Origin of the sequence: Saccharopolyspora indica, assembly GCF_027853965.1 — a bacterium.
GTDB lineage: Bacteria > Actinomycetota > Actinomycetes > Mycobacteriales > Pseudonocardiaceae > Saccharopolyspora > Saccharopolyspora indica.
Map to the genome: position 1 here is coordinate 687,158 of NZ_JAQGLB010000001.1, position 19,515 is coordinate 706,672.

Here is a 19,515-nt window from a genome sequence, read left to right on the forward strand (position 1 = left end):
CGCCTGTGCGCGCTCGATCAGGGATGACAATCGTGCCTTGAACGGACGACAGCGGATGACTTACGGCACGGTCAAATCAAGAGTTGCGGTTTGATCGGACTTGATGACGACTTCTGCCGGGCTGCCGAGAACCGTGGAGGAATCAGCGGACGAGTAGTACAGGGCCTGCACGGAGTAGCGGCCCGGTCGGAGGTTCCAGCTGTAGCGGCCTTGCTGATCGGAGAACACGGCAAGCTCCGGGACGTACTGCGCCGGTTCATCCGCAGACGTCGGAACGACCGTGCATCCAGGACGAAGTGTTCCGTCGAGCGCGTGCACCACGCCCACAACATGCCCGTAGCGCGGAGCCAGACTGTTCGGCTGCACAGTGCTCGTGCCTCCTCGTTCTTGCGACTGGGAACCGGGGGTAGGCGGGACTGGAGTATCCGCCCCACGCTAGTGGCTCGTCTCAGAACGTTGACCCCGGAATCGATCTTCAACAGGGTAGGCGAGGCGATCCGCGAACAGGTCCTGATCATCGGGGGCTGCTGGCTGTGCCGTCACGGCGGCTTGGCCTGGCCGAGCTTCGTGCTCTAGGTCAGCCAGTCGAGAACCTGCTGGGCGTGTGCGTTGGGCGGGAAGACGGGGTAGAAGACGTGTTCGATGCGGCCGTTGGAGATCACCAGCGTGAGTCGCGAGTAGAGGCGGTCGTGGCCGGGGGCCTCGAAGGTCGGCAGCCGGAGTGCATCCGCCATTGTCAAGCGTGGATCTGAGAGCATCGGGAACGGCAGGTGCAGTCGTTCGACGAGCTCGGCTTGGTACTCCGCGTCCTGGCTGGACAGGCCGAAGACCTGTGAAACTCCGGCCTGTTGCAGATCGGCGAAGTGGTCTCGGAAGTCGCACGCCTCCGTGGAGCACCCGCGCGCTCCCGGGATGGCGTCCCACCCTTCAGGCAGGTCTGTGCCGGGACGCCCGGTCAGGGGGTAGCAGTAGATGATCGTCCGGCCGGGTGCGAGGGCACCGAGGTCGACGTCCTGCCCGTTGCTGGCACTCAGGGTGAGGGCGGGAAGCGACATGCCGGACAGGTGGTCGGCGGCTCCGTCGTCTTCGGGGACGGGCAGGCCCTCGGGGAGGGTGGTGTAGTCGGTCATCCCGTTCTCCTCGGTGAAACTTCGGGTGGCACCACGGTGCAGCCTGCGGATGAGCAGGTCGCGCCGGGCGGTGAGGGCGGCGATCGTGCGGTCCAGCTCGGCGATGCTGTCGCGATATGCGATCAGGGAGGTCACGCAGTCGTCGCTGTGCACGTGGCCGCTGCCCAGGCACTCGATGAACGGTCTCGCCCGGCTTGGCGGGATCCCGTCGGCGGCGAGCTCCCGGATCTCCTCGACCAGCCGCACGTGGGACTCGTCATAACTGCGGTAGCCGTTGGACCCGCGAAGGGGAGTCACCAAGCCGAGCTGCTCGTAGTAGCGGATCGCCTTGGCCGAGACCTGCGCTCGCTGTGCGAGCTCGCCGATGCGCACCATTCACCTCCGATGGCACGTTAAACCTTGCCCCTGGGGGCAAGGTCAAGGACGACCTCCGAATCAGTCAGAGGTGGGCCAGCAGGGAGGCGGTCAGGGTTGCTCGTTCGGGGAGGGTGGCCGCGATGATCTGCTCGTCCGGGGCGTGGGCTCCGCGGCCGACCGGGCCCAGGCCGTCGAGGCTCGGGACTCCCAGCGATCCGGTCAGGTTGGTGTCGGCTGCTCCGGCCGCCGGGCGTCCGGTGGTTTCCTGACCGACGGCTCGCGCGGCGCGGGTCAGCACGTCGGTGAGTTCGGTGGATTCCGGTTCTGTCCACACTGGACGGCTGGTGAGGATGTCCGCGGTGACGGTCGTGCCGGGGCGGACGGGTGTCAGGCGCTGCAGCGCCGCCAGTGCGGAGGTTTCGGTCGCGGTGTCGGTGAAGCGCAGGCCGATCTCGCACCACGCCTCGCCGGGCACCACGTTCGTGCGGCCGCCGCCGGAGATCGTGCCGAGGTTGCACAGCATGGCCGGGTGCTCGGCGGCGATCCGGCGCACGACCAGCAGCTGGTCGAGCAGCTCCTCGATCGCCGACGCGCCGTCCTCCGGGGCCAGCGCGGCGTGCGATTCCCGGCCCGTCACGCGGATTCGGACGCGGGTGCTGCCCCAGCGGGAGGTCTTGACCGCGCCGTCGGGGTGCGGGGGTTCGAAGCCCAGGGCCGCGATCGCGTCGCGGGAGTGCTCGGCGACGAGCTCGCGGGCCGAGGGGGAGCCGACTTCCTCGTCGGCGACCAGGATCATCGTGATCGGCCGGTGCGCGCTGCCGCGCTGGGCGAGGAGCTCGACGGCGGTCTCGAAGACGACGAGGCCGCCCTTCATGTCGTACACGCCTGGCCCGTGGATCCGGCCGTCCTGCTCCAGCCACGGCACCGGGCCGTCGAGCGCGCCGACCGGCCACACCGTGTCGTGGTGGCCCAGGCACAGGACCGGTCGTTCGTGCTGCTTGTCGCCGGTGCCGGGGAAGTGCGCGACCAGGTTGGCGCCGGTGGCGCTCGGGTGCCGCTCGGTGCGGGCGCCGAGTTCGGCGTAGCGCGGCTCCAGCAGATCGAGCAGCGCGTCGAGCGCGTCTGCGCCTCCGCTCGGCGTTTCCAGCTGGACGTAGCGGTGCAGCCGGTCGCGCATCGGCTGGATGGAGAGCGTCTGACTCACGGATACGAAACGTATATGCCCGAACTTGTCCGCACAAGACCGTTGACAAAAGGAAAATATGGACTCATCTTGTGCGAGTTACGTTTCATATGTTGGCGACTCGGGGCGATGGCGCCGATGCGCTGCGTGAAGGAGGGGTCGTGGGACGCGGACCGGCATCGGGGCTCCGGGCGGCCGATTTCGTCGTCCGGGACCTGGACACCGCCGAGCTGCAGCGGCAGGCCGCCGCGCTGTACCGGCGCGTTTTCGGCTACCGCGATTCCGACGTCGGGCTGAGCCCGCCGCTGCTGACGGCGCTGCTGCGCAACGGCGGTTCGGTCGTCGGAGCGGTGGCCGCCGACGGCGCGCTGCTCGGCTTCGCCTACGGCATGCGCGGCGGTGACGGCACGCGCATGTACCACTACTCGCAGGCCGCGGTCGTCGCGCCGGAGAGCCAGGGCCTCGGGCTCGGCCGCAGGCTCAAGCAGGCGCAGGCCGCGGTCGCCCGGGACACCGGGATGCGCTACATGCGCTGGAGCTACGACCCGCTGATCTCCCGCAACGCGCACTTCAACCTCGACGTCCTGGGCGCGGCAGGCCGCTGGTACGTCGACGACTTCTACCTGCACGAGCACTCGGACCGGGTCGTCGTCGAGTGGGACCTGGAGCGCTCACCCGCACCCTTCGCCCCTGCCGAGCCGAACCCGCCGGTCACCCGTGCCGAATGGGGAACCTGGCAGGACTTCGGCGCGCACGGCCGGCTCGTGCTCCCCTCGGACCCGGCGCTGCTCGAACCCGGCCGCGCCGCCGAGTTGCGAGCCGCGGTGCGCGCCGGGTTCCACGAGTTCCTGGCCCGCGGTCTCGTCGCCCGCTCCTGCCGTCAGGTGTCGGGGGAGACCTCGGTTTACTGGTTCGCCCGTAACCCGATCACCGGAGGCGACCATGACCGCGCATGACACCAACCGCGACCTGACCAGCCCGCGCCAGCGCTTCGACGCGCGCGTGCAGCGCCGTTCGGCCGCTGTGCTTCAGCAGCGGATCGCCGAGCAGGAGATCCGGTCGCTGGACGCGGCGATGGAGTCGATCGCCAGGGACGGCTCGGTGGAGCGGGCCGCCGCGCTGGTGGTGAAGGCGCGCCGCCGGTTCATCCTGGGCGCGGGCAAGTCCTTCGCCTACGCGTGCCTGCTGTCGGCCGACCTCGGCGCCTCGCTGTCGAACGTGACCACCATCGACGGCCGGATCGTGCAGGCCGTCGACGTGCTCACCGAGGTGCGCTCCAGCGATGTGCTGGTCGTCTTCTCGCTGCGCCGCTACCGCCGGGAGAGCATCGAGGTCGCCCGCCAGTTCGCCGCCTCCGGCGGCACCCTGGTCGTGGTCACCGATGCCGAGGACGCGCCGCTGGCCGCCGTCGCGGACGCGGTGATCGTGGTGCAGACCGAGAGCGCGTCCTATTCGGACTCCCCGACGGCGGTGGCCGCGGTGTCGCACGTGCTGGCCACCTTGATCACCGCCAGCGCCAAGGGCGCACAACGCCGCTTCGGCGAGCGGGACCGCTTCTCCCGCGCACTGGGCATCTACGCCGACGAAGCCGACAACCCCCGATCGGAGACCTGATGAAGATCGACAGCGCGACGCTGCACCGCGTCCGGCTGCCGTTGAAGCACAGCTTCCAGACCAGCTCGCACCGCAAGAGCCACCTGGAGCACATCCTGGTGCGGCTGGTCGACGAGACCGGAGCCGTCGGCTGGGGCGAGATCGCCTCGCCGAGCGATCCCTACTACGCCTCCGACACGGTCGGGACCAGCTGGCTGATCGCCACCGAGTACCTGCTGCCCGCCGTCCTCGGCCGCGAGGTCGAGCACCCGCGCGAGCTCGGCGAGCTGTACGGGAAGGTGCGCGGGCACCGCTTCGCCGCCGCCGGGATCGACGCCGCGGGCTGGGCGCTGTGGACCGCGCAGCAGGGGATCCCGCTGGCCGAAGCCCTCGGCGGTTCGCGGGAATCCGTGGTGGCCGGGGTGTCGCTGGGCATCGAGCCCACCATCGACGACCTGCTGGAGCAGGTGCAGCGCCAGGTCGACGCCGGGTATCCGCGGGTGAAGCTGAAGATCGCCCCCGGCTGGGACGTCGAACCGGTCAAGCAGGTGCGCGCGGCGTTCCCGCGGCTGAACCTGCACGTCGACGCCAACGGCGCCTACCTGGACGTCCCGGAGCACCGCGCCGTGCTGCGCGAACTCGACCACTTCGAGCTGGCGATGATCGAGCAGCCGTTCGCGCCCCGCGCGCTGCTGCCCTCCGCGCAACTGCAGGCGAGCATCGAAACCCCGGTCTGCCTGGACGAATCCGTGGACACGCTGGACGATCTGCGCACCGCGATCGCGCTGCGGGCGGGCCGCGTCCTCAACATCAAGGCGTCCCGGATGGGCGGGCTGACCACCGCGGTGGCCGCGCACGACCTGGCCCGCGACGCGGGGTGGCCGGTGTGGTGCGGCGGGATGCACGAGTTCGGCATCGGCCGGATCGCCAACGTCGCGCTCTCCAGCCTGCCCGGTTTCAGCCTGCCCTCCGACGTCTCGGCGTCGGAGAAGTACTACGCCAGCGATGTGGTGAACCCGCCGCTGGTCGCGCACGACGGGGTCGTCGCCGTGCCCACCACCCCGGGGCTCGGCGTCGAGGTCGATGAGGACTTCATCGCCGAGCACAGCCACCAGACCCACAGAAAGCAGTCCTCATGAGCGATGTGGACAGCGCCGGCGCTCCGCCGCGCACCGAGGCCCCGGTGTCCCGGGCCCGGAGACTGATCATCACCACCACCGCCATCGGCGGCCTCGTCCTGTCCGGCGCGCTCGGCCCGTTCGTCCAGGCCCCGACGTTGTGGGGACTGGTGCCGATCGTGCTCTACGCGGCGCTCGCGCTGCTGGGCATGGACATCATGGTGGCCACCGTCGTCGCGGTGGTCTCCGCGCTGCTGATCATGCTGCCCACCCCGGCCGCGGTCGGCGAGCTGCTCGGCGAATCGCTCGGCGACCAGGTCACCGTCATCGGCCTGGTGATCATGCTCGGTGCCGGGGTCGGCGAGATCCTGCGCAGCACCGGCATCGCGGCGACCATCGTGCGCGGTGTGATGCGCGTGGTCGGCGAGCGCAACCGCACCGCCGCGACGCTGGGCGTGATGGTCTCCTGCCTGCTCCTGGTCGCCAGCCTCGGCACCCTGGCCGGCGCGCTGGCGATCGCCGCGCCGCTGCTGCTGCCGGTCGTGGCCCGGCTCGGCTTCACCCGCTCGGCGACGGCGGCGATGATGTTCACCGGTGGTTGCGCCGGTCTGGCGGTGGCGCCCTTCGCCGGTTCCAACGTCGCGATCATGAGCGCGGCCGAGGTCGGCTACCTGCAGTACCTGCTCTACGGCGCGGGGCCGCTGGCGGTGCTGTCGCTGGTCGCGGGCCTGGTGATCGTGCCGTGGATGCAGCGGCGGACCGAGGGCACCGGCGACGACTACGACGCCGCCGACCTCGGCGCCACCGACGACGGGCCGAAGCGGCGCAGCGGGCGGGCGACCGCGGCGTTCGCCCTGGTCCTGGTCGCCAGCGTCGGCTACGCGATCGTCTCCGGCGCGGGCACCACGTTCCCGCTGCTCGCGCTGCCGGTGCTGGGCATCGTGGCCGGGCTGGTCGGCGGCCTGAGCCCGACCGGGATCGCGGTCCAGATGTACCGGGGCGCGGCCCGGCTGGTGAACGTGTTCCTGCTGTTCTGGCTGCTGGCGGTGCTGTTCGCCGGGATCGACGAGCTGCAGCCGTTCCAGGTCATCCTCGACACCTACGGCACGGACATGCGGGGCCTGTCGCCGTTCGCCTTCGCGCTGCTGATCGCCGCGCTCGGCTGGGTCGGAGTGCCCGGTGCGACCGCCGCGCAGGTGGTGCTGCTGGACAAGGTCTTCGGTGAGCTCGCGGCCAGCCTCGGCATCACCGCGGGGGCCTGGGTCGTGGTGCTGCTGTTCGCCTCCAAGGCCGACACCTACGGCCCGTTCCCGAACGCCAACATGGTCGGCTCGATGAGCCTGGCCCGCTCGACGAACCTGAAGAACATCCTGCTGACCGGCTTCGCGCTGCTGGTGCCGTGCTGCCTGATGTACGCGGTGATCCTGTTCTTCGAGACCAGCTGAGAGAGGAGAAGCGCATGTTCGACGTCGTGATCAACGGCGGTGAGCTGGTCGACGGGACCGGGGCGCCGCGACGGCCTGGCAGCATCGGCATCACCGGTGGCCGGATCGCCGAGGTGAGCTTCGGGAAGCTGACCGGGCGGCGGGAGATCGACGCCACCGGGCAGGTCGTCGCGCCCGGCTTCATCGACCTGCACTCGCACGCCGACTACACCCTGGAGGGCTCCCCGGCGGCCGTCACCCAGCTCCACCAGGGCGTGACGACGCTGGTGACCGGCAACTGCGGGCACTCGCCGTTCCCGTTCACCGACCTGGGCCTGATCCGCCGCGCCAGCATCATCGACGACCGCGCGCTGAGCTGGAAGTGGCGCGATGCGGCGGGATTCCGCGAGGTCGTCGAAGGAACGGCGGTCAACGTCGCGCTGCAGGTCGGCCACAACGCGGTGCGGCTGGCGGTGCTCGGCGACGCCGACCGGGCGCCGACGGCGGCCGAGCTCGAGAAGATGTGCGAGCTGGTGAGAACCGCCGCGCGGCAGGGAGCAGTCGGCTTCTCCACCGGGCTGATCTACGCCCCAGGAGTGTTCGCCGACACCGCGGAAGTGCGCGCTCTGGTCGCCGCGGCGGCCTCGGCCGGACTGCTGTACTCCACGCACGTGCGCAACGAGGCGGCGACGCTGCTCGACGCGGTTCGCGAAGCGATCGACGCCGCGGAACTCGCGGGCGCCCGCTTGGAGATCTCGCACCTCAAAGCGATGGGCCCGGAGAACCACGGCAAGGTCGTGGAAGCCCTCGCGCTCATCGACGCGGCCCGGCAGCGGGGTGTGGACGTCACCGCCGACGTCTACCCGTACACGGCTTCCAGCACCTCGCTGGTGTCGCGCCTGAGCCCGTGGGCGGTCGACGGCGGCAAGGACGCGCTCCTGGCGAGGCTGGCCGATCCGGCCGCCCGGGAACGCATCGCCGCCGAGCTGCGGGCCAGGTTCGGCCGCGACATCGACCCGGAGGGCCTGGTCATCGCCGATCTCCCGATCGGAGCGCGGAGCGCGGACATCGGGCTGTCGGTCGCGGAGATCGGCCGCCGGGACGGCGTGGACCCCGCTGAAGCAGCGCTGCGCGTGCTGGCGGCGCACGCGGCGAACGTGATGATCGTGAACCACGCGATGAGCGAGGCCGACGTCGACACCGTGCTCCGGCACCCGTGGGTGTCGGTGGCCAGCGACGGCTGGACCATGACCGAGCGCGGCGAGGGCCGTCCGCACCCGCGCAGCTTCGGCACCTTCGCCCGGGTGCTCGGCCGCTACGTGCGGGAACGCGGGGTGCTGTCGCTGGAGGACGCGGTGCGCAAGATGACGTCGCTGCCCGCGGCCAGGATCGGGCTGGCCGACCGCGGGGTGCTCGCCGCGGGCAAGGCCGCCGACGTCGTGGTGCTCGACCCGGCCGAGATCATCGACAACTCCACCTTCGAGCAGCCGTGGCAGCTGGCGTCGGGATGCTCGGCGGTGCTGGTCAACGGCGTGCCGGCGCTCCTCGACGGCAGCCCGACCGGGGAGCGCGGGGGAGCGGTGCTGACCTCGGCGTGAGGCTCCGGGATCATCCCCCGGACCAGGCGCTCAGCGTCCGGCGGGATTCGAAGCGCCGGCGGTCACCGGTGATCGGATCGGTGAACTCCAGCGCCCTGGCCAGCAGCTGCAGCGGGTCGCTGAAGTCGTCGGCGGCCCGCTGCCGCACCACCGGGTACAGGTCGTCGCCGAGGATCGGGATTCCCAGGCCGTTCAGGTGCACGCGCAGCTGGTGGGTGCGCCCGGTGCGCGGCAGCAGCCGGTAGCGGCCGAGATCGCCGCGCTGCTCGACGAGCTCCACCAGGGTTTCGCTGTTGGGCTCGCCCGGCACCTCCTCGGCGGCAAGCATGCCGCGCTGCTTGTGGATCCTGCTGCGCACCGTGCGGGGCAGCCGCAAGTCCGGGTCGAACGCGGCGACGGCCTCGTACTCCTTGTGCACCAGCCGGTCGTGGAACAGCGTCTGGTACGCGCCGCGGTGCCGCGGGGTGATCACGAACATGACCAGCCCGGCGGTCAGCCGGTCCAGCCGGTGCGCGGGGCTGAGCTCGGGCAGGTCGAGATCGCGCCGCAACCGGATCAGCGCGGTCTCCACGACGTGCCCGCCGCGCGGGGTGGTGGCCAGGAAGTGCGGCTTGTCCACCACCAGCAGGTGCTCGTCCCGGTGCACCACGTCGATCGCGAACGGCACCGGCACCTCGACCGGCAGATCGCGGTGGAACCAGATGAACGCGCCCGGGACGAACGGGCTGTCCGGGCCGAGCGGACCGTCGGCCCCGACGATCAGGCCTTCGCCCAGCATGGCCTCGATGCGCTCCGGCGGGAGCTTCGGGATCCGGTCGACGAGGTGGTCGCGGACGGTGCGCCAGTGCCCGTCGAGCGGGAGTCGCATCCGGACCGGATCCACGCCGTGCCGCTGCGGCAGCGGCGAGCTGAGCTTGCGTCGCATCGCGCCACCAGCCTAGCCGGTGGTCAAAGCGCCATCTTGAAACCCTCGTGCGACGCGGTGAAGCCGAGCCGCTCGTAGAACCGGTGCGCGTCCGCCCGCTGCTTGTCGGTGGTCAGCTGCACCAGGGCGCAACCGCGCCGGCGGGCTTCGCCGATGGCCCACTCGAACATCTCGCCGCCGAGGCCGTGACTGCGGTGCTGCTCGTGCACGCGGACCGCTTCGATCTGGGCGCGCAGCGCGCCGCGCCGGGCGAGGCCGGGGATGAACGTCAGCTGCATGGTCGCCACGACCTCGTCCCCGGCGGCCGCCACCAGCAGCAGCTGCGCCGGATCGGCGTCGATGGCCGCGAACGCGGCCCGGTACGGCTCCAGGTCGACGGCCGACTCCCGGGTCGCGCCGAGCTGGTCGGCGGCCAGCAGCTCGACGACGGCGGCCAGGTCGGCGCCGGTCGCGCGGCGCAGCTGGTAGGTGACCGGTCCGACGGGCAACGTCGCCAGCACGTTCAACGATCCTCCACAGTGGACTTCCGGGTTCGGGGTTCCGGCCCCGACTCTAGTGCGCCGGAACTGGCATGATCGCGGGAGCTACCGGGAGGAGGGCGGCGATGCCGGGGACCGCACCGGTCGCGGCGCGGCTGGCGGTGGCCGCGCTGTTCCTGGTCAACGGGGCGAGCTTCGCCAGCGTGGTGCCCCGCTACCCGGAAGTGCAGGACTCGCTCGGCCTGTCCAACGCCGCGCTGGGCACCGCCATCGCGGCGTTCCCGCTCGGCGCCATGGCGGCCGGTCTGCTCGCCGGTCCGCTGCTGGCCAGGTGGCGCTCGGCGAACGTCGCGGTGTGGTGTTCGGCCCTGCTCGCCGCGGACCTGGTCGCGATCGGGCTCGTGGCGAACTGGTGGCAGCTGGCCGGAGCGCTGTTCGTGGCGGGAGCGATGGACGCCGTGGTCGACGTGGCGATGAACGCGCACGGCCTGCGGGTCCAGCGCGCCTACGGGCGGTCGATCGTGAACTCGCTGCACGGGTTGTGGAGCGTCGGCGCGATCATCGGCGGACTGGGCGGGTCGCTGGCAGCCGGAGTCGCAGCACCGCTACCGCTGCACTTCGGCGCAGCCGCCGTCGTGCTCGCCGCGGTGGCCATCACCAGCAGGGCGTTCCTGCTCCCCGGGCCCGACGACTCCGCGCACCGGGGCACCCCGCGGGCCCGCCCGGGAAGACGAACCCTGCTGGCCCTGCTGGCGCTGGGCGCCCTGTGCGCGGCGGGTGCGCTGGTCGAGGACACCGCCGCGTCGTGGGGCGCCATCTACTTGCGCGATTCGCTCGGCGCGGCCGCTGCGCTCTCCGGCGGGGTGTTCGTCGCGCTGCAAGCAGCCCAGACCATCGGCAGGTTCACCGGCGACCGGCTGGTCGACCGCTTCGGCGCCAGCACCGTCGCGCGGGCCGGGGGAGCGCTGGTGGTCGTGGCGGTCGGCGGTGCGCTGCTGTGGCCGTCGGTCCCGACCGCGATCATCGGCTTCGCACTGGCCGGCTGGGGAATCGCCACGATCATCCCGGCCGGGTTCAACGCGGCCGACGCCGTACCGGGCCTGCCGCCGGGAGCGGGGCTGGCCGTCGTCGGCTGGCTCTACCGGCTCGGGGTGCTGGCCGGGCCGCCGGTGGTCGGCCTGCTGGCGGACGCGGTGAGCCTGCGGCTCGGCCTGGTCCTGGTACCGGCCGCGGGCCTGCTCGTCGTGCTGCTGGCCGGCCGCCTCAGCCGAACAGCTTGGCGAGGAACCACCCGACCCGGCTGACCTTGCGGACCCGCGGATTGCCCGCGACGCCGTGGATCTCCCACTGCTGCCCGCACACCTCGCAGCGCCAGAGACCCATCTGGCTGATGTCGGGTTCGCACGGGTGCCCTCGGCGACCTCTTCGCATGTCTTGATCACACCACAGCCGATCACGGCGGTGGAGTGGTTCGGACCGGGCGGATCGGGTGAAACCGTGACTTTTGGCCTTACCGAGCGTGCACGGCCCCGCCGTACCGTCGACGGCGGTACTCGTTCGGGGAGAGGGGCCGCAGGTGACGGTGCGAGAGATGGTCGACCAGATGGAACGGCGCTGGGAAGAGCTGATGACCCTGCGCGCCAGCCCGGACATGTACGGCAGCGAGAGCCTCGACGGCCAGCTCGCCGAACTGGAGCTCTGGCTCCTCCGCATGCAGCGCCTGACGGCGGGAGGTACCCGAGCCGCATGACCGGAGTCCGAATCAGCAAGTGAGCGTCCCGGTGGAGGAGTAGTCCGATGCCGTTCGTCGACATCAAGGTGATCGCAGGCGTGTTCAGCGCCGAGGAGCAGCGGCGGCTGGTCGAGAGCGTGTCCGAAGCGGTCATCGCCGTCGAAGGCGAAGCGCTGCGACCGGTGACGCACGTCGTGATCACCGAGACGCCCAGCGGCGGCTGGGCGATCGGAGGCCAGGCCATGACCGCCGAAGAGGTCAAGGCGAAGCGGGCCGCGGGCTGACCACGACCGCATGATTCGGCGGGCTGGCCGTACGTGACGTGATCGTTACGATACGGTGACGCGCATGTCTGCTCGTGGGCGATCCGACGACGACGCGAGCAACGGCTCGGCGCGCAACGAGATCACCGGCACCGTGCACGGCAACGTGGTGCAAACGCGCACGGTCAGCGGCGGAGTGCACCTCTACTGGCCGACGGGCGCAGCGTCGTGGCTGGTGGGGACAGCGGCGGTGTGCGCGGTGGCCGTCTTCAGCGTGATCAGCGCGGCGGTCGGCGCTGAACGCTGGCCGAGCGTCGCGGTGCCGGTGCTGGCGGCGCTGGTGCTCGTCTTCTGGTTGATGCGCCGTCGTGCTCGCGCAGCGGTACAGGCGGGGGCCGCTGTTCGCACGCTGCGCGACGAGATTCGGCGCCAGTGGACGCAGGAGGTGGGTACGCGTGGCCTGCGACAGCCGAGGCCGCTGCGGCTGAAGTGGCGCCGGACTGCGCGCCCGGTCTCGGTGCCGGACGACAGCGGGGACACCCTGGTGGACGGGCAACGATCGTCGGCATGGGCTCTGGCGGAGGCATTCCGCACGAACCACCGCCGCCAACTGGTGCTGCTGGGAGCACCGGGATCGGGGAAGAGCACCCTGGCGATCCTCGGCACGCTGGCCGTCATCGAGGACTCCCGGGAAGAAGATCCGGTGCCGGTCCTGCTGTCCGTGGCCGGTTGGGACCCGAGCGAGCCGGTGGAGGACTGGATCGCGCACCGGATCGTCGCCGACTACCCGATGCTGGCACCGCAGTCGCACCTGCCTGAGCTGGTGCGCCGGTTGCTGGCGGACCGGCGGATTCTGCCCGTGCTGGACGGGCTCGACGAGATGCCGCGCCCGCTGCTGGCGCTGGCGCTGGCCGATCTGGACCGCTCCGCTGGCACCGGCTTGCGAATGCTGATCACCTGCCGCAGCGCCGAGTTCGAGGAGGCCGTGTCCGGCGGTGGCCCGCTGGCGCAGGCGGTCGTGGTGGAAGTCGAACCCGTGGCGATCGACGACGTGGTGACCTACCTCCAGGAGCGGGAGGTCACCGGAGCCGACCGCTGGTCCCCGGTGGTCGACTCCCTGCGCACCGATCCGACCGGCCCGCTGGCCCGCGCGCTGTCCACCCCGCTGATGATCAGCCTCGCCCGGCAGGTCTACCGGAGACCCGGCAGCGAACCCGGGACGCTGGCAGGCTTCAGCACGGCGGACGAGATCGAGAACCACCTGCTGGAACAGTTCCTGCCCACGGCGTACCCGAAGGACCCGGACCGAGCCCGGCGCTGGCTCGTCTTCCTCGCACACCACCTGGAAACCCGCGTCGCGGACCCGAACTTCGAGTGGTGGCACCTCCCGCGCGCGGTTCCACGCTGGATCGTGGGATTCGTGGGCGGACTTGCGACAGCCCTTGCGCTGGTGATCCCGTTCTTGCTGGCAACAGCGTTCGTGGAATCGAGGTACGCAGACGAAACGCTGTACATCGGGTCAACCCTGAGCGTCTTGCTGGGTGCGGGTGTCGGCGTGCGGACGGCGCGCACGGCACACCCTCCGGTCCGACAGTCCCGCAACTGGGCGTGGACCATGCTGCGTGGTGTGAGCGGTGATCTTCTGGCCGCAGCCGTGGTCCTCTCGCTGATCCTCGCGGTGCGGTTGCTCGTCGACCACGTCGTGGCGTGGATTTCCGGTGACGAGCCGTCGTCCCTCTCAAGCCTTCTGGGATGGGGAGGGCCGATGGCCTTCGTCGTGGCGGGAACGGTGATCTTCTTCGTGGTCGCCAACGTCCTGGGGGTCAACCGGTCCGGGATGCCGCAGCGCAATGCGCCACGGGTGTGGACGCTGATCCCGGCACTGGTGCTCGGCACGCTCGCCGGATTGGTCTTCGTGCCCGTCGTCTACGTTGTGTTCTCCCTGTTCACAGCAGGACTCGGCGGAGATGAGATGTGGCTGGTCGCGGTCTACTGCGTGGCGCTGGCCGGGATTCCGATCGGGGTGGCACGAGGCTTGGCGGCACCGGTCCCGGACCGCTCTGCGGTTTCGTCGTTGGACGTCCTGCGGAGTGATCGCTCGACTGTGCTGACCACAGCACTGGCGTGTGGCGTCGCGCCGGCGATCGTGCTCGGCCTCCTGAACGGAGGGCTGCTTTTCACCACGAGTTTCTGGATGATCTCGCTCACGCTGGGCGTGATCGCTGTCGTGGTCTCCGTTTCGCTGGGCCCCGCGTGGCTGTCGTACTCCTTCGCCCGGATCTGGCTGGCTCTGCGGGGGCGTCTCCCGCTGCGGCTGATGGCGTTCCTCCAGGACGCCCACGCCGCAGGCGTTCTCCGGCAGGTCGGGCCCGCCTACCAGTTCCGGCACGATCTGCTCCGCAAGCACTTCGCCCGTCAGGCCGAACCGCCGGTCACCGGTCGTGGTGGCAGGTGCAGGGGTCCTGGCAGGCGTGGTTGAGGCCGGGCAGCGGGTAGGTGTCCACGCGTTCCGCCCGGCCGATGGTGAGCCAGGACAGGACTCCGCCCGCCGCGCACAGCGCCGCTGAGATCAGCAGCGCCGTGACGAAGCCGGGGCCGAGCGGGGCACCGGCTTCGGTGCGGGACAGTCCGGCGACCACCGGCAGCACCGCTACCGCGAGCAACCCGGCCAGCCGGGAGACCGCGTTGTTCACGCCGGAGGCGACTCCGGCGTTGTCCTCGCTCACCGAGGCGAGCACCGCCGACGTCAGCGGCGCGACCGTGATCGACAGGCCGAGGCCGAACACCAGCACGCCCGGCAGCACTCCGGTCAGGTAGGTGCTGCCCGGCACCGCCCAGGTCAGCAGGGCGAGGCCGACCGCGCAGATGATCGGGCCGAACGTCATCGGCAGTCGCGGACCGGTGCGCTGCGCGACCGCGCCCACGCGGCTGGACAGCAGCAGCATGATGATGGTGATCGGCAGCGTCGCGATGCCCGCGGCGAGCGCGCTGTAGCCCATGGACTGCTGCAACTGCAGCGACAGCAGGAACAACGCGCCGCTCAGCGCCGCGTACACGGTCAGCGTGGTGAGGTTGGCGCCGGTGAACTGCGCTGAGCGGAACAGCGACAGCGGCAGCAGCGGACTCGGGTGGCGCAGCTCGATCAGCGGGAAGGCCACCAGGCCCGCCGCCCCGGCCACGGCCGCCGAGGTGGTCAGCGGCGTCCAGCCCGCCGCGGGGATCTCGATCAGCGCGAACACCGCCCCGGCCAGCCCGATGGTCACCGCGATCGCGCCGAAGACGTCCAGCCGTCCCGCCGCCTGCGGGTTCCGGGTCTCCGGGACGTGCCGCAGCGCCAGCAGCGCGGCGGCCGCGATCGGCACGTTGATGAAGAACACCCAGCGCCAGGAGGCGGCGTCCACCAGCCACCCGCCGACGAACGGACCGATCGCCGAGGAAACGCCGGTCAGCCCCGCCCACCGGCCCACCGCCTCGCCGCGATCCTCCTGCCGGATGGTCGAGTTGATCAGCGCCAGGCTGCCCGGCACCAGCAGTGCTCCGCCCACGCCTTGCAGCAACCGCGCCACGACGAGCGCCTCGCCGGTCGGCGCGAACCCGCACCCCAGCGACGCGATGGTGAACAGCACCAGACCGACCACGTAGACCCGCCGGCGGCCGTAGCGGTCACCGAGCGCCCCGCCGAGCAGCAGCAGCGCGCTGAGGGTGAGCAAGTAGGAGTCGAGAACCCACTGCAGCACGCTGAGCTCGCCGCCCACCGCCCGACCGATCGCGGGCAACGCGACGTTGACGACCGAACCGTCCAGGAACGCCACCCCGGAGCCCAGGATGGTGGCGACGAGGATCCAGCGACCCGATCGCGAGCGCAGCGGCGCAGCAGTGCTCATATCGCCCGACGATAGGCCTTGGAGCCTGTTGATGGCTGGTCGGCGGACCATGCCGGACGGGCTTTTCTCGCGGCAGTTCAGCGCGGAGCGGGCGTGCAGGACAGCGGCAGGTGCTTGATGCCGTTGATGAAGTTCGACACCAGGTGCTGCACCGGCCCGGTCACCTGGAGATCGCGCAGCCGCCACAGCGCCTCGCGGTAGAAGGCGCGCAGTTGCAGCCGGGCGAAGTGCGCGCCCAGGCAGACGTGCGGGCCATCGCCGAAGGCCACGTGGGCGTTGGGGGAGCGGCGGATGTCGAAGCGGTGCGGTTCGCCGAACCGCTCGTCGTCGAAGTGCGCCGAGCAGTGGAACACCACGACCTTGTCGCCGGAGCGGATCCGCTGCCCGCCCAGCACGGCGTCGGCCGTGGCGGTGCGGCGGAAGCTGAGCACCGGCGGGTGGAAGCGCAGCGTCTCCTCCACCGCGGAGTCGAGCAACTCCGGCTCCGCCAGCAGCAGCCGGTGCTGGTCGGGGTGCCGGGCGAAGGCGAGCACGCCGCCCGGCAGGGCGCTGCGCACGGTGTCGTTGCCCGCCACCGAGAGCAGGAAGAAGAACATCTCCAGCTCGGCGTCGGCCAGCCCGCGCCCGTCCAGTTCGGCGTGGGCCAGCGCGGTCATCACGTCGTCGGCCGGGTTGCGGCGCTTGAACGCGGCGAGGTCCTGGGCGAAGGCGAACATGTCCGCGAGCATCGCCGGGGAGCGGGGGTTCACCGGCTTGCCGTCGGCGTCCAGCACGACCTCGGAGTGCTCCGGGTCCTGGTAGCCGATGACCCGGTTGGTCCACGCCAGCAGCATCCCGCGATCGGCTTCCGGCACGCCGAGCAGGTCGGCGAGGTTGCGCAGCGGGTAGTCGTCGGTCACCTCGGCGGGCAGGTCGCAGCCACCGCGCTCGGCCACCTCGTCGACCAGCAGCCGCGCCCGCTCCGCCACCGCCTCGCGGAACCGGTCGATGCGCCGCGGCGTGAACGCCCGGCTGACCAGCCGCCGCAGCCTGCCGTGCTCGGGCGGGTCGAGGTTGAGCATCATGCGCCGGATGAACGGCAGGTCCGCCGGATCCGGGTCGCGGATCTGGGTGGCGCCCAGCCAGGACGAGAAGACCTCGGCGGCCTTCAGCACCGCGACCACGTCGGTGTAGCGGGTCACCGCCCAGAAACCGGGGCCGCCGGGCCAGGCGCCGACCTCGCGCTCCTGCTGCCAGCTCACCGGGGCGTGCTCGCGGAGCCAGGCGAAGTCCTCGTGCGGCACGCCCGTGGCGTACCTGCGCGGGTCGAACACGTCCGGGACTTGGGTGGGCGCTGCCATCGCGACTCCTTCGCCGGGTCCAGGCACACTCTGGCCGCCGGGGCGAGCGGCGTCAACGCCCAAGATCGTCCACAGTGGAGTCCGGTCGCGGTACGGCGAGGCCGTCGGCGGCCAGCTGCGACGCCTCGGCCGCTGGAGCGTAGCGGTGCAGCAGGTCCAGCCCGATCCGCGCGCGGCGCACCCGCTCCCGTCCCAGCGCCACCGCGGTGGGCGTCAGGTGGCTGCCGCTGGGGTAGATGTTCGGGGCGTTGCGCAGGCCGAACTTGACGTGCACCGGCGCCGCGACGCGCACGATCTCGGCGATCTCGAAGTGCCGGACGAAACCGCCCAGGTCGTCGGGCGCTTCCACGTAGACGTCCAGCGGGAGCTCGGTGGCGGCGCGGATGGCGGCCAGCTGCCCGATGCTCAGGTCGGTGGGCACGTTGTAGGTGTCGGCGCCCAGGTCCTCGGCGATGCGCACCGCCGCCGGGTTCGCCAGCCCCATCTGGACGCTGATCTTGAACTGCAGGTCCGGCGGTAGATCTCCGGCCGCACGCATGGCCGATGCGGTCTTGAGCACGCCGAGGTCGGTGATCAGGACGCTGCGGATGCCGGCCTCCGCGGTCCGCTTGATGTCCTCCAGCACGTGCACGAGCTGTTCGGTGCCGCGCGCTTGCGCCGCCACCGGCCCGCCGCCCGCGGCGGTGGCCATCGGGCTGGTGTCCCAGCCGGCGACCGGCCGGGCGAACAGGCTCAGCTCGACCGAGCGCGCCGCGGCGGTGCGCGCCATCTCGCGCAGCTCCGCATCGGTGAGCAGCATCCCGCCGCTGCCCTGCGAGATCCGGTGCACCACGACCTGGCGGGCGTCGGCCTCGGCGAGCACGGCGTCGAGCACCTCGGGTCCTTCCGTGCTCGGGATCTCCACCCGGTACTGAGCGCCGTCCGGGAACCTCTTGGTGCTGGTGACCGGGGCGTCCTCCCGGGGAAGGCCTTGGGAGCGGAGGAAGTCCCGGGTCTGGCGCATTGAACCACTCCGTTCGAGATACCAAACGACGTTCGGAAAATCGTATGCAGCGCGGAATGGGGCGGTCAAGCGGAAGCTCCAGTTCGCGGCCGGTATCGGATACGATGTTCGAAATACCGGTCACGGCCGCACGCGGTCGGCGGGGGAGGAGCACCAGCGGTGGCACGAGCGGTACCAGCGGTGGAGCGAGCGTTCGACGTCCTGGAGCTGTTCCTGGACACCGACGAGCTCAGCGCACCGGAGATCACCGCGAAGCTCGGCCTGCCGCGCACCACGGTGCACGAGCTGATCGGCACCCTCGGCGAACGCGGCTACCTGATGCCCGCCGGTCGCGGCAGCAACAGGTTCCGGCTCGGCGTGCGCGGGTTCCAGCTGGGTTCGGCCTACGCCGAGCGCCTCGACCTGGCCCGGGAAGGCCAGCTGGTCGCCGAGGAGATCGCCGAGCGCTGCCAGGAAACGGTGCACGTCGGCGTCCGGGAGGGCACCGAGGTGCTCTACGTGGCCAAGGTCGACAGCAGCCACCCGGTCCGCATGGTCTCCGCGGTGGGGCGCAGGTTGCCGGCGCACTGCACCGCGGTCGGCAAGGCCCTGCTGGCCGCACTGCCGCGCGCCGAGGTCGACGAGCTGTACGGCAACCGCAAGCTCAAGGCGATGACCGAGCACAGCATCGCCACCCGCAAGGAGCTGCGCGCCGAACTGGACCAGGTCCTCGAGGCCGGGGTGGCGCGGGAGCACTGCGAATCCAACGAAGCGGTGGCGTGCGTGGCCGCTCCGGTGCGCGACCACACCGGCGACGTCGTGGCCGCGATCAGCATCGCGGTGCCGATCCTGCGCTGGAACGAGGAGACCGAAGCGGCCCTGCGCGACCTGATCGCGGAGGGAGCGCGCACCCTCTCCGAACGCCTCGGCCACGTGATCAGTGGCGGACGATGACCACCGGGCACTTGGCGTGCACGGCGCAGCGCTGGCTCACCGAACCGAGCAGCGCGCCGTAGAAGCTGCCGTGGCCCCGGCTGCCGACCACCAGCAGCTCGGCCCCCTCTGAAGCGTCCAGCAGCGCTTGTGCGGCGTGCGCGTGGGTGAGCTCGCGCTCGATCGGCACCGACGGCAGGTCCTCGCCCTGCACCTGGTCGACGGCGTCGTCCAGGGCCTTGCGAGCGGCGTCCTCGAAGTCGTCAGGTGGCATCGGGCCGCCTTCCCAGCTGTAGAACGCCGGGAACTCCCAAGCCCCGACCGCGTGCACAGTGGCGTCCAGCAGCGCTGCCTGCCTCACCGCCCACCGCAACGCGCACTTCGACGGGTCCGACCCGTCCACACCGACGACGACCTTGCGTTCGCTCATGGCACCCTCCGGGCCTGCTCGAACAGCGTTGCGGTTCCCATGGAAGTACGAACCGGCGGTTCCGTCCAGTCCGGGATCGGTGCGCACCGACTACACCCGGTGCGCACCGCGGCGGTCGCGGCGCACCTGCGCGTCGTGTCGATC

At 71.3% G+C, this 19,515-nt stretch carries 20 protein-coding genes; 10 read left to right on the forward strand and 10 right to left on the reverse strand.

Features of this window, described 5'->3' with window-relative positions:
* Nucleotides 1-60: 60 nt before the first annotated feature.
* From OU416_RS03090 to OU416_RS03100, 3 genes are all read right to left on the reverse strand, one after another.
* Nucleotides 61-366: a peptidase associated/transthyretin-like domain-containing protein gene (locus OU416_RS03090; RefSeq protein WP_270925241.1), complete on the reverse strand. Its 306-nt coding sequence runs from the start codon at nucleotides 364-366 to the stop codon at nucleotides 61-63.
* Nucleotides 367-572: 206 nt separating this feature from the next.
* The gene (locus OU416_RS03095) at nucleotides 573-1,502 is read right to left on the reverse strand and encodes a redoxin family protein (RefSeq protein ID WP_270925242.1); all 930 of its coding nucleotides are present in this window, start codon (nucleotides 1,500-1,502) and stop codon (nucleotides 573-575) included.
* A gap of 67 nt (nucleotides 1,503-1,569) precedes the next feature.
* Entirely contained in the window at nucleotides 1,570-2,691 is a 1,122-nt protein-coding gene (locus OU416_RS03100; protein WP_270925243.1) for a M20/M25/M40 family metallo-hydrolase, read from the reverse strand.
* A 140-nt stretch (nucleotides 2,692-2,831) separates the two neighbouring features.
* Between OU416_RS03100 and OU416_RS03105 the strand changes: the two genes are divergently transcribed.
* The 5 genes from OU416_RS03105 to OU416_RS03125 are packed head-to-tail and all read left to right on the forward strand — an operon-like array spanning nucleotide 2,832 to nucleotide 8,403.
* The gene (locus OU416_RS03105) at nucleotides 2,832-3,626 is read left to right on the forward strand and encodes a GNAT family N-acetyltransferase (protein ID WP_270925244.1); all 795 of its coding nucleotides are present in this window, start codon (nucleotides 2,832-2,834) and stop codon (nucleotides 3,624-3,626) included.
* The gene (locus OU416_RS03110) at nucleotides 3,613-4,284 is read left to right on the forward strand and encodes a MurR/RpiR family transcriptional regulator (protein ID WP_270925245.1); all 672 of its coding nucleotides are present in this window, start codon (nucleotides 3,613-3,615) and stop codon (nucleotides 4,282-4,284) included. Before OU416_RS03105 ends, OU416_RS03110 begins: the two co-directional genes overlap by 14 nt.
* On the forward strand, nucleotides 4,284-5,402 hold the full coding sequence (gene menC / locus OU416_RS03115; protein ID WP_270925246.1) for an o-succinylbenzoate synthase: 1,119 nt from the start codon (nucleotides 4,284-4,286) through the stop codon (nucleotides 5,400-5,402). Before OU416_RS03110 ends, menC begins: the two co-directional genes overlap by 1 nt.
* Nucleotides 5,399-6,826, forward strand: a complete 1,428-nt coding sequence (locus tag OU416_RS03120) for a Na+/H+ antiporter NhaC family protein (RefSeq protein WP_270925247.1) — start codon at nucleotides 5,399-5,401, stop codon at nucleotides 6,824-6,826. The genes menC and OU416_RS03120 overlap by 4 nt, the downstream gene beginning before the upstream one ends.
* A gap of 14 nt (nucleotides 6,827-6,840) precedes the next feature.
* On the forward strand, nucleotides 6,841-8,403 hold the full coding sequence (locus tag OU416_RS03125; protein WP_270925248.1) for an N-acyl-D-amino-acid deacylase family protein: 1,563 nt from the start codon (nucleotides 6,841-6,843) through the stop codon (nucleotides 8,401-8,403).
* A gap of 10 nt (nucleotides 8,404-8,413) precedes the next feature.
* On the opposite strand, the gene OU416_RS03130 is transcribed toward OU416_RS03125, so the two are convergent.
* Nucleotides 8,414-9,328, reverse strand: coding sequence for an RluA family pseudouridine synthase (locus tag OU416_RS03130; RefSeq protein ID WP_270925249.1), 915 nt, complete (start codon nucleotides 9,326-9,328; stop codon nucleotides 8,414-8,416).
* Between the two features lie 23 nt (nucleotides 9,329-9,351).
* On the reverse strand, nucleotides 9,352-9,834 hold the full coding sequence (locus tag OU416_RS03135; RefSeq protein WP_270925250.1) for a GNAT family N-acetyltransferase: 483 nt from the start codon (nucleotides 9,832-9,834) through the stop codon (nucleotides 9,352-9,354).
* Between the two features lie 98 nt (nucleotides 9,835-9,932).
* Between OU416_RS03135 and OU416_RS03140 the strand changes: the two genes are divergently transcribed.
* Nucleotides 9,933-11,111, forward strand: coding sequence for an MFS transporter (locus OU416_RS03140; RefSeq protein ID WP_270925251.1), 1,179 nt, complete (start codon nucleotides 9,933-9,935; stop codon nucleotides 11,109-11,111).
* On the opposite strand, the gene OU416_RS03145 is transcribed toward OU416_RS03140, so the two are convergent.
* Entirely contained in the window at nucleotides 11,071-11,238 is a 168-nt protein-coding gene (locus OU416_RS03145) for a hypothetical protein (protein ID WP_270925252.1), read from the reverse strand. The genes OU416_RS03140 and OU416_RS03145 overlap by 41 nt on opposite strands.
* Before the next feature lie 145 nt (nucleotides 11,239-11,383).
* On the opposite strand from OU416_RS03145, the gene OU416_RS03150 reads away from it, so the two are divergent.
* From OU416_RS03150 to OU416_RS03160, 3 genes are all read left to right on the forward strand, one after another.
* Nucleotides 11,384-11,557 carry a hypothetical protein gene (locus tag OU416_RS03150; RefSeq protein ID WP_270925253.1) on the forward strand — a complete coding sequence of 58 codons (174 nt, stop codon included), beginning with the start codon at nucleotides 11,384-11,386 and terminating at the stop codon, nucleotides 11,555-11,557.
* Nucleotides 11,558-11,604: 47 nt separating this feature from the next.
* Complete coding sequence (locus tag OU416_RS03155; RefSeq protein ID WP_270925254.1) at nucleotides 11,605-11,823, forward strand: tautomerase family protein; 219 nt, start codon at nucleotides 11,605-11,607, stop codon at nucleotides 11,821-11,823.
* Nucleotides 11,824-11,887: 64 nt separating this feature from the next.
* A complete protein-coding gene (locus tag OU416_RS03160; protein ID WP_270925255.1) occupies nucleotides 11,888-14,281 on the forward strand; it encodes an NACHT domain-containing protein in 2,394 nt (797 codons plus the stop codon).
* On the opposite strand, the gene OU416_RS03165 is transcribed toward OU416_RS03160, so the two are convergent.
* From OU416_RS03165 to OU416_RS03175, 3 genes are all read right to left on the reverse strand, one after another.
* Nucleotides 14,235-15,686, reverse strand: a complete 1,452-nt coding sequence (locus OU416_RS03165; protein WP_270925256.1) for an MFS transporter — start codon at nucleotides 15,684-15,686, stop codon at nucleotides 14,235-14,237. The genes OU416_RS03160 and OU416_RS03165 overlap by 47 nt on opposite strands.
* A gap of 77 nt (nucleotides 15,687-15,763) precedes the next feature.
* Nucleotides 15,764-17,026 carry a cytochrome P450 gene (locus tag OU416_RS03170; RefSeq protein WP_270925257.1) on the reverse strand — a complete coding sequence of 421 codons (1,263 nt, stop codon included), beginning with the start codon at nucleotides 17,024-17,026 and terminating at the stop codon, nucleotides 15,764-15,766.
* A 52-nt stretch (nucleotides 17,027-17,078) separates the two neighbouring features.
* A complete protein-coding gene (locus OU416_RS03175; RefSeq protein ID WP_270925258.1) occupies nucleotides 17,079-18,029 on the reverse strand; it encodes a U32 family peptidase in 951 nt (316 codons plus the stop codon).
* Nucleotides 18,030-18,188: 159 nt separating this feature from the next.
* Between OU416_RS03175 and OU416_RS03180 the strand changes: the two genes are divergently transcribed.
* Nucleotides 18,189-18,962, forward strand: coding sequence for an IclR family transcriptional regulator (locus OU416_RS03180; RefSeq protein WP_270925259.1), 774 nt, complete (start codon nucleotides 18,189-18,191; stop codon nucleotides 18,960-18,962).
* Here the strand turns inward: OU416_RS03180 and OU416_RS03185 are convergent.
* Entirely contained in the window at nucleotides 18,946-19,371 is a 426-nt protein-coding gene (locus tag OU416_RS03185) for a universal stress protein (RefSeq protein ID WP_270925260.1), read from the reverse strand. The genes OU416_RS03180 and OU416_RS03185 overlap by 17 nt on opposite strands.
* Nucleotides 19,372-19,515: the final 144 nt, after the last annotated feature.

Bases quoted from the DNA above. Each gene is read 5' to 3' on its own strand.
- OU416_RS03110 (WP_270925245.1), top strand. From the start codon at position 3,613: ATGACCGCGCATGACACCAACCGCGACCTGACCAGCCCGCGCCAGCGC.
- OU416_RS03120 (WP_270925247.1), top strand. From the start codon at position 5,399: ATGAGCGATGTGGACAGCGCCGGCGCTCCGCCGCGCACCGAGGCCCCG.
- OU416_RS03145 (WP_270925252.1), bottom strand. From the start codon at position 11,238: ATGCGAAGAGGTCGCCGAGGGCACCCGTGCGAACCCGACATCAGCCAG.
- OU416_RS03130 (WP_270925249.1), bottom strand. From the start codon at position 9,328: ATGCGACGCAAGCTCAGCTCGCCGCTGCCGCAGCGGCACGGCGTGGAT.
- OU416_RS03175 (WP_270925258.1), bottom strand. From the start codon at position 18,029: ATGCGCCAGACCCGGGACTTCCTCCGCTCCCAAGGCCTTCCCCGGGAG.
- OU416_RS03125 (WP_270925248.1), top strand. From the start codon at position 6,841: ATGTTCGACGTCGTGATCAACGGCGGTGAGCTGGTCGACGGGACCGGG.
- OU416_RS03160 (WP_270925255.1), top strand. From the start codon at position 11,888: ATGTCTGCTCGTGGGCGATCCGACGACGACGCGAGCAACGGCTCGGCG.
- OU416_RS03155 (WP_270925254.1), top strand. From the start codon at position 11,605: ATGCCGTTCGTCGACATCAAGGTGATCGCAGGCGTGTTCAGCGCCGAG.
- OU416_RS03185 (WP_270925260.1), bottom strand. From the start codon at position 19,371: ATGAGCGAACGCAAGGTCGTCGTCGGTGTGGACGGGTCGGACCCGTCG.
- OU416_RS03165 (WP_270925256.1), bottom strand. From the start codon at position 15,686: ATGAGCACTGCTGCGCCGCTGCGCTCGCGATCGGGTCGCTGGATCCTC.
- menC (WP_270925246.1), top strand. From the start codon at position 4,284: ATGAAGATCGACAGCGCGACGCTGCACCGCGTCCGGCTGCCGTTGAAG.
- OU416_RS03140 (WP_270925251.1), top strand. From the start codon at position 9,933: ATGCCGGGGACCGCACCGGTCGCGGCGCGGCTGGCGGTGGCCGCGCTG.
- OU416_RS03170 (WP_270925257.1), bottom strand. From the start codon at position 17,026: ATGGCAGCGCCCACCCAAGTCCCGGACGTGTTCGACCCGCGCAGGTAC.